Here is an 8,050-nt window from a genome sequence, read left to right on the forward strand (position 1 = left end):
ACGGTAGACACGACCGGGACAGACGATGCGGATCGGCGGTTGCTGGGACTGCATGGTGCGCACCTGGACAGGCGAGGTATGAGTCCGCAGAAGACGTGTCGCGTCGAAATAGAACGTGTCCGCCATGCCCCGTGCCGGATGGTGAGCCGGGATGTTGAGCGCTTCGAAATTATGGAAATCGTCCTCGATCTCCGGCCCGACCGCGACCTCGAAGCCGATGTGCTGAAACAGCGACTCGATACGCTCCAGCGTTCTGGTGACGGGATGCAGTCCACCGCTGACTTCGCCGCGCCCCGGCAGCGTGACATCGATGCGCTCGGCTGCGAGTTGCGCCTCCAGGGCGGCCTCATCGATCACCCGCTTGCGGTGGTCGAGCTCCTGCTGCAGGGCCTGCTTGGCTTCGTTGATGCGCTCACCCGCCGCCGGGCGCTCTTCGGCGGAGAGCCGACCCAGCCCTTTCAGCAAAGCGGTGATCTCGCCTTTCTTGCCCAGGAAACGCACGCGCACCTGGTCAAGGGCTTGGGCGTCTTCGGCCGCGGCGATCGCCGCTCTCGCCTCGTTGACCAGGGCAGGAAGATGATCCATCCGTCGAGCTCCGCTTATCTTTCGGCATATAGCGCCGCCAATGGTGGACAGCGCGTCAACACGGTATAAAAAAAACAGGGGAAGAGCAGCTGCCCTTCCCCTGGATCGGTCATACGACGTATTGCCCGCGAGGGCAAGACATGACCCGCTTATGCAGCTTTGGCTTTCTCGACGAGCGCCGCAAAGGCCGCTTTCTCGTGTACTGCCAGATCAGCCAGCACCTTGCGGTCGATCTCGATGCCGGCTTTCTTCAGACCCGCCACGAAACGACTGTAGGACATGCCGTTGATGCGAGCCGCCGCATTGATACGCGTGATCCACAGAGCGCGGAACTGACGCTTGCGCTGGCGACGGTCGCGATACGCGTACTGACCGGCTTTGATGACGGCCTGCTTGGCTACGCGGAAGACGCGCGAGCGCGCACCGTAATAGCCTTTGGCCTGCTTCATGATCTTCTTGTGACGACGACGTGCGACGACACCACGCTTGACGCGAGACATAGTACTCTCCTGACGTTAAAGACTGACGACCAAGTGTTACAGGTTGGGCAGCATGCGGGTGACGAGCTGCTTGTCGGCAGCGTGTACCTGCTTCATGCCACGCAACTGACGCTTACGCTTGGTGGACTTCTTGGTCAGGATGTGACTACGAAAAGACTGCTTGTGCTTGAAGCCGTTACCAGTCTTCTTGAAGCGCTTGGCAGCGCCACTGTTGCTCTTGATTTTCGGCATGGGAAAAACTCCACTCCGTTTTATTGAGAAAACCCGAGGCCGGACGTGAAGAGATCATACTCGTCACGCCCCGTTCGACTTGCCCGCGGATCACTTCTTCTTGGGCGCAAGGATCATGATCATCTGTCGGCCTTCCATCTTGGGGAAGGACTCGACGGTCGCCAGCTCTTCCAGATCGGCGGCAATCCTTTCCATCAGTCGACGACCGATGTCTTGGTGTGCCATCTCACGACCCCGGAAACGCAGCGTGACCTTGCCCTTGTCGCCACCTTCGAGGAAACGTATCAGGTTTTTCAACTTCACCTGATAGTCGCCCTCGTCCGTGCCAGGCCGGAATTTGACTTCCTTGACCTGGATCTGTTTGGTTTTCTTCTTCTGGGCAGACTTCTGCTTCTTCTGCTCGAAGAGGAACTTGCCGTAGTCCATGATTTTACAGACGATGGGATCGGCATTGGAAATCTGGACGAGATCCATTCCGGCTTCCTCGGCGCGTTCCAGCGCCTCCTGCATGGGAACGACTCCCACCTGCTCGCCCTCGGCATCGATAAGGCGAACTTCGTCTGCACGAATACGGTCATTGATGGGCGCGCGCTTTTCCTGAGGGCGCCCGCGCTGATTATTACGCTTGATCGTTAGATCTCCGTTTGGCGATTAACGTTGCTGCTCAGTGCCTGTCCGGCTGGTCGTCTCGCTGAAGCTGCGCCAACAGCGCATCGACAGATAGCGACCCCAGATCCTCACCGGACCGAGTACGCACTGCAACGGCACCCGATTCGACTTCCTTATCGCCGACAACCAGCAGATAAGGAATCTTCTGCAGCGTATGCTCGCGGATTTTAAAGCCGATCTTCTCATTCCTCAAGTCCGACTCGACGCGGAAACCCGCTTCACGCAAGCGTTTGGCAAGGTTTTCGGCATAATCACGCTGAGCATCCGTGATATTGAGCACGACAGCCTGCACCGGCGAAAGCCACAAAGGCAAGGCTCCGGCATAATGTTCGATCAAAATACCGACAAAACGCTCCATCGAACCGACGATGGCGCGGTGCAGCATGACTGGCACCTGGCGCGAGCCATCTTCGGCGACATACTGCGCTCCCAGGCGACTGGGCATCATGAAGTCGACCTGCATGGTTCCGACCTGCCACTCACGCCCCAGGCAGTCCTTCATGTGGTATTCGATCTTCGGACCGTAGAACGCCCCCTCGCCAGGCAACTCCTGCCACTCCACATCGCAGTTGCCCAGCGCCGCGCGGAGCGCATCCTCGGCACGATCCCAGGTCTCGTCACTGCCGAGACGCTTGTCGGGCCGCAGCGCGATCTTGACGGCGATATCCTCGAAACCGAAATCGCCGTAGACCTCGAGCGCCTGGCGATGGAAAGCCGTCACCTCGGGCTCGATCTGCCCCTCGGTACAGAAGACGTGCCCATCGTCCTGGGTGAATGCCCGAACCCGCATGATACCGTGTAAGGCACCCGAAGGCTCGTTCCGATGGCAACCGCCGAACTCGCCATAGCGAATCGGCAACTCGCGATAGCTGCGCAAGCCTGAATTGAAGACCTGGACATGTCCCGGGCAATTCATCGGCTTGAGCGCGTATTCACGCTTTTCCGACTCGGTGAAGAACATGTTGTCGGCGTAGTTGTCCCAGTGACCGGACTTCTTCCACAACGACACGTCCATGATCTGGGGGCACTTGATTTCCTGATACCCGCTGCGCTTGTAGACGCCGCGCATATACTGCTCGACGACCTGCCACAGCGTCCAGCCACGAGGGTGCCAGAAGACCATGCCTGGCGCTTCTTCCTGCATGTGGAAGAAGTCGAAGCGCCGTGCCAGCTTGCGGTGATCGCGCTTCTCCGCCTCCTCCAGGCGCGTCAGATAGGCCTTCAGCGCCTTCTTGTCGCCCCAGGCTGTGCCGTAGATCCTCGTCAGCATGGGCTTCGATGCATCGCCACGCCAGTAGGCCCCTGCCAACTTGGTCAGCTTGAACGCCTTGAGATGGCGGGTGTTCGGCACGTGGGGGCCGCGACACATGTCGATATATTCCTGATGATGGTAGAGACGGATTGTCTCGTTTTCAGGGATACCCTCGACGATCTCCTGCTTGTAGGGCTCGTCTCTCGACACGAAGACCGACAGCGCTTCAGAGCGATCGACATACTCCCGGACGACATCGTACTCCTGCTCGATGAGCGACTTCATCCGGGCCTCGATGGCCTCCAGATCCTCCGAAGAGAGCGATGCCGCGAAATCGATATCGTAATAGAAGCCGTCATCGATCACCGGACCGATAGCCATCTTGGCGTCCGGATACAACTGCTTGACCGCGTGCCCCAGCAGATGGGCGCACGAGTGGCGAATGATCGCCAGCCCCTCTTCATCGCGGGCGGTCAGAATCGCCACCTCGGCGTCATGGTCGATGACGTCGGCGGCGTCGACTTCAACGCCATCTATCTTGCCCGCGATGCACGCCTTGGCCAGCCCCGGACCGATGGACTCGGCCAGCTGCATCACGGTTACGGGTTCTTCAAAAGTTCTTTGACTGCCGTCGGGCAGCGTCACAATGGGCATCAAAAACATCCTTACGCTCAGTGGTGGTCCACACCAAAGACCACATGAGCTCGCTCGATCAACAGAACACCCCTCTCGCGACGGACTTGCATACGGGCAAGCCAACCGATGCGCGAGGAGCGTGGCTTCTTACCGCCGACTGGCGGTCACGGGGAGAAGTAGACTAGCAGCGGACAGGCCTCTTTACCATCTGCCGGCGGCCGGGAGCTTCCCGGAAGGCGGTTTTTGAAGCCTGCAAACAATGAGGGCGCCCGAAGGCGCCCCCATATTCACGTCAACAACGTGTCGGGAAGAAGCTTATTCCCACTCACCCAGTTCGACGCGACGGTTCTGAGCACGACCTTCAGCGGTATCGTTGCTGGCGATCGGCTGCTCTTCACCATAACCGATAGTGGTGATGTTATCGGCGGAGAAGCCCTTGTCGACCAAGTAGGCCTTGACAGAGTCGGCACGACGCTGTGACAGCTCCTTGTTGTAGGCCGCAGGACCGACGGAGTCGGTGTGGCCTTCAAGGCGAATGCGCAGCTGGTCGTTGGTCATCAGCTTCTCGGAGATGCCATCCAGAATCGCTTCGGCATTGGAAGTCAACTGGGCCGAGTCGAACTCGAAGTTGACGTCACGCAGCACGAGGTCTTCCTGGCAACCCAGCGAGTTGACTTCTGCACCGGCCGGAGTGTCCGGGCACTGGTCCTGATAGTCCGGCACGCCGTCACCGTCGGAATCCAGCGGGCAACCCTGGGCATTGACTTCAACGCCAGCCGGGGTTCCCGGGCACTGGTCCATGTAGTCCGGCACGCCGTCACCGTCGGTGTCGAGCGGGCAACCAACGGCATCGACCGCTACGCCAGCCGGCGTGTTCGGGCACTGATCGCGGTCGTCCGGAACTCCATCGCCATCGCTATCCATGACGTTGGAGGAGTAGTCGGCACAAAGCAGCGCACCGGCCGTCGCGCCAGCAACGCCACCGACCGCAGCGCCGGTATCTTCGTCGGAATCGCTGCTAGTCGCGTAGCCAATCCCGCCACCGATCAGGCCGCCGGCGATGCCGCAGACGAACGGGGACTGATACCAAGCCTGGTCTGACGAGCTACCAGTGGATTCCATACCGGAACTGGCACAACCAGAGAGACCGACTACCAGAGCGGAACCCAGTAGCAGGCCAGTCGTTGATTTTTTCATGTAAGACTCCTTCTTAACACAGCGCTAGTCGTAACGGGCGTTACCCAGCGGCTTCGAGTATAGAAGCCGAATTCGTCAAGAGAAAGGTGTTCCTTCCCCAACGACAAAGAAATCTCTCGGCGACCGTCATTCGCGTCGACTTGAGCAGCGGTCAATGTTCCCATTGTCCCTTTTCTTTGCAGCTCCGTAACAGCATTATCGATTCCAGCCCGAGATGCAAACCCGTGTCGGGAAACACTGTTCTTTTTTAGCATCATTTCCCAGATTGGCAAAGCGGATTAGCGAAAACTTCGCTTTTTAATGCCTATCCTTTCGCATCAAGGAGGCGCTGCACGCTTTGGTCACTTCGCGCCGAAACCGCGTGACGGACACGGGTCTCAGCGTGCGACGCGGGGATTCCCCTGCTCCGTCCGTTCGAGACAGAAAGCCTGTAGTGCTTCCGCCGCCAGGTGCAGACTGTGCTCGTGCCTGACTGCAATGGCCTCACGCTCTCTATCCTCCCGATAGCGCTCTCTCGGCGGGAGCTCGCGGCGAGCCTGATGCGTGTGGAGATGCCCGGCCTCGGCCTGCACCTCGCGAAACACCTTCCAGGTATCCCGCTCCGTCAAGCGATGGTCGATGATATCGAGCAGCACTTTACAGCGTAACGCCCCCTCCACCATGTCTACCTGGCGCTCGAGCATGGCCTGCGACAGAGCGTGCAGGCTCTCTATGCAATTTTGATTGGCGCGCGCCACCTCGTCCTGCCGAAACGCTTTGCGGCGCTCGACCTCACGCCAAAGTCGCCAGGCGTAAACGGAGAGCGCAACGATGACGAGGATGGCCAGGAGCGATAGCCCCACCGCAACAGACAATGACATAAGAGTGAAAGTCGCCTTCTGGTGATGTTTACCATGGGGGTTTCCGGGCCGCCGGCGCCACGACGCTGCCGTGGCGGCCCGGGTCGAGAATCAGTCCGTCCAGGCATCCCGCCACGCGCCGCTCAGGGAAGCGCAGGCCACGAAGGCGGGATTCAGCAAGCTGTCGCCGGTATTGTAACGCAGCGCTTTCCAGGATTCGCAGTCGACGAGATGTCCGCCAGCACCCTCCAGGACAGCCTGCGCCGCAGCAGTGTCCCATTCGCTGGTTGGGCCGAACCTAGGATAGAGATCGGCCAGACCCTCCGCCACCCGGCAGCATTTGAGCGAACTGCCCAGCTCCTCGACCTCGACATTGCCCAGCGACTCGAGCAGACGACGAGTGGTCGCACCTCGATGAAACCGGCTGACGACGACACGCAAAGGAGCGTGAGAGCGGACCTTGAGCGCTTCCCAGCCCCCACCGTCACGCGACTGATACCAGGCCCCCCGGGCCGGCTGCCCGACCCATACCTCGCCGGTGCGGGGCTTCTCGACCACTCCCAGGACGGGAAGATTTCGGTCGATCAGGGCCACATTGACGGTGTATTGATCCGAACCTCGAATGAACTCCTTGGTGCCATCCAGCGGATCGACCAGCCAGTAGGTCGACCACTGCCGACGCTCCGACCACGGAATGGAGGCCGACTCCTCGGACAGGATAGGCCAGTCGCGAGAGCCCATCGACGACAGCCCTTCGACCAGCACTTGGTGAGCGGCCAGGTCCGCGGCCGTGACCGGGCTATCATCCGCCTTCTGCTGGGTATCGAGAGCGCCATGCCCGACAGCCTCGATGGCGGCCCCGGCTTCCCGTGACAAGGCGACGAGAGGAGCGATCAAGGATTGCAGCGGTAGGTTCATGGGTCGGCTCTTCTGATAAGGGAAGTCGATCGACGATCCGGAGTACCCGACCGTCGTTGGTGAAACGGCAGTCACTGTCACGCGCCCATGTCGTTAGACCAAAGGCTAAGGCCAGGCAGTCCCGGAGCTATCTACATCTTAAGTAGAATGGAACTACTCCGCCTCCCGAAAAGGAATTCATCCGATGACGGCAGCACCCGAACCAGCATCCGAAGCGCCCTCGACGGCGGCCCGTGTCGGTCTCATTCTTGGCCCGGTCTGGATCGTCGCGACGCAGATCCTGCCAGCCCCCGCCGGCATGGAACCGGCAGCGTGGCATTGCGTGGGCCTGGCACTGCTATTGGCAACCTGGTGGGCAACCGAAGCCATTCCGATTCCAGCCACCTCGCTGCTACCCATCCCGCTGGCGCCCGCGCTCGGCATCGCCGATCTCAAGGGAACGGCCGCCAGCTACGCCAACCCCACGATCTTTTTGTTCCTTGGCGGCTTTCTACTGGGAATCGCCATGCAGCGCTGGAATCTCCACCGCCGGATTGCGTTGCGCATTCTGAACGTCGTCGGCCAGAAACCCAAGCAGCAGATTGCCGGATTCATGCTGGCCACGGGGTTCATCAGCATGTGGGTCTCCAATACGGCGACTGCGATCATGATGCTGCGCATCGGCATGTCGGTGATATCCCTCTTCGCCGACGCGGAATCGGATGAAGTAAAACGTTATGCCACCGCCCTGCTGCTGGCCATCGCCTACTCCGCCAGCATTGGCGGCGTCGCGACGCTGATCGGCACGCCGCCCAACGCCATACTCGCGGGCTATCTCTCCAGCGAGCAGGACATCGAACTGGGATTCGCGCAATGGATGGTGATTGGCCTTCCGGTCAGCTTGGCCATGATGGTCGTGGCCTGGTGGTGGCTGACCCGTGGCAAGTTCGAACTCAAGCTCGACAATGACGACGGCGACGTCATCGGCGACGAACTGGCCAAGCTCGGCGGGATGAAACCGGCCGAAAAGCGCGTCGGCGTCGTCTTTCTCCTCGCCGCCCTGGCCTGGGTCACGCGACCGCTACTCAACGATTGGGGCGTCGAATGGCTCTCGGACACTTCGGTCGCACTGCTGGCCGGCGTCGGACTGTTCCTGATTCCGAGCGGCAGTGAGCGGCATCGTCCGCTACTGCTGTGGGAGGACGCCCGGGATCTCCCATGGGGAATTCTGCTGCTGTTCGGCG

Annotated in this window: 9 protein-coding genes; 1 reads left to right on the top strand and 8 read right to left on the bottom strand. The window is 60.3% G+C overall.

Features of this window, described 5'->3' with window-relative positions:
* The 8 genes from AC3AYF_RS15275 to cysQ form a co-directional block, all read right to left on the bottom strand.
* On the bottom strand, positions 1 to 585 hold a 585-nt coding region (locus AC3AYF_RS15275; protein WP_487779943.1), incomplete at its 3' end, for a tRNA ligase subunit PheS family protein.
* 149 nt (positions 586 to 734) lie between these two features.
* Positions 735 to 1,085, bottom strand: coding sequence for a 50S ribosomal protein L20 (gene rplT / locus AC3AYF_RS15280; RefSeq protein ID WP_149434914.1), 351 nt, complete (start codon positions 1,083 to 1,085; stop codon positions 735 to 737).
* Positions 1,086 to 1,121: 36 nt separating this feature from the next.
* Positions 1,122 to 1,316 carry a 50S ribosomal protein L35 gene (rpmI, locus tag AC3AYF_RS15285; RefSeq protein WP_071230088.1) on the bottom strand — a complete coding sequence of 65 codons (195 nt, stop codon included), beginning with the start codon at positions 1,314 to 1,316 and terminating at the stop codon, positions 1,122 to 1,124.
* A gap of 90 nt (positions 1,317 to 1,406) precedes the next feature.
* Positions 1,407 to 1,946, bottom strand: a complete 540-nt coding sequence (infC, locus tag AC3AYF_RS15290; protein WP_295040483.1) for a translation initiation factor IF-3 — start codon at positions 1,944 to 1,946, stop codon at positions 1,407 to 1,409.
* A 34-nt stretch (positions 1,947 to 1,980) separates the two neighbouring features.
* Positions 1,981 to 3,891 carry a threonine--tRNA ligase gene (gene thrS / locus AC3AYF_RS15295; protein ID WP_295040475.1) on the bottom strand — a complete coding sequence of 637 codons (1,911 nt, stop codon included), beginning with the start codon at positions 3,889 to 3,891 and terminating at the stop codon, positions 1,981 to 1,983.
* Positions 3,892 to 4,188: 297 nt separating this feature from the next.
* Positions 4,189 to 5,070 (bottom strand): OmpA family protein, encoded by an 882-nt coding sequence (locus tag AC3AYF_RS15300; protein ID WP_295040476.1) that lies wholly within the window; start codon positions 5,068 to 5,070, stop codon positions 4,189 to 4,191.
* Between the two features lie 377 nt (positions 5,071 to 5,447).
* Complete coding sequence (locus AC3AYF_RS15305) at positions 5,448 to 5,930, bottom strand: DUF2489 domain-containing protein (protein ID WP_295040478.1); 483 nt, start codon at positions 5,928 to 5,930, stop codon at positions 5,448 to 5,450.
* 90 nt (positions 5,931 to 6,020) lie between these two features.
* Entirely contained in the window at positions 6,021 to 6,827 is an 807-nt protein-coding gene (gene cysQ / locus AC3AYF_RS15310) for a 3'(2'),5'-bisphosphate nucleotidase CysQ (protein WP_295040480.1), read from the bottom strand.
* A gap of 184 nt (positions 6,828 to 7,011) precedes the next feature.
* Here cysQ and AC3AYF_RS15315 point away from each other — a divergent pair.
* Positions 7,012 to 8,050, top strand: a 1,039-nt coding sequence (locus tag AC3AYF_RS15315) for an SLC13 family permease (RefSeq protein ID WP_487779944.1), incomplete at its 3' end; no start/stop codon positions are given.

It is taken from the genome of Salinicola sp. (assembly GCF_982684285.1).

What these genes read in the sequence shown, in the direction of transcription:
- rplT (WP_149434914.1), bottom strand. Translation starts at nt 1,085, where the DNA reads ATGTCTCGCGTCAAGCGTGGTGTCGTCGCACGTCGTCGTCACAAGAAG.
- rpmI (WP_071230088.1), bottom strand. Translation starts at nt 1,316, where the DNA reads ATGCCGAAAATCAAGAGCAACAGTGGCGCTGCCAAGCGCTTCAAGAAG.
- cysQ (WP_295040480.1), bottom strand. Translation starts at nt 6,827, where the DNA reads ATGAACCTACCGCTGCAATCCTTGATCGCTCCTCTCGTCGCCTTGTCA.
- AC3AYF_RS15305 (WP_295040478.1), bottom strand. Translation starts at nt 5,930, where the DNA reads ATGTCATTGTCTGTTGCGGTGGGGCTATCGCTCCTGGCCATCCTCGTC.
- thrS (WP_295040475.1), bottom strand. Translation starts at nt 3,891, where the DNA reads ATGCCCATTGTGACGCTGCCCGACGGCAGTCAAAGAACTTTTGAAGAA.
- AC3AYF_RS15300 (WP_295040476.1), bottom strand. Translation starts at nt 5,070, where the DNA reads ATGAAAAAATCAACGACTGGCCTGCTACTGGGTTCCGCTCTGGTAGTC.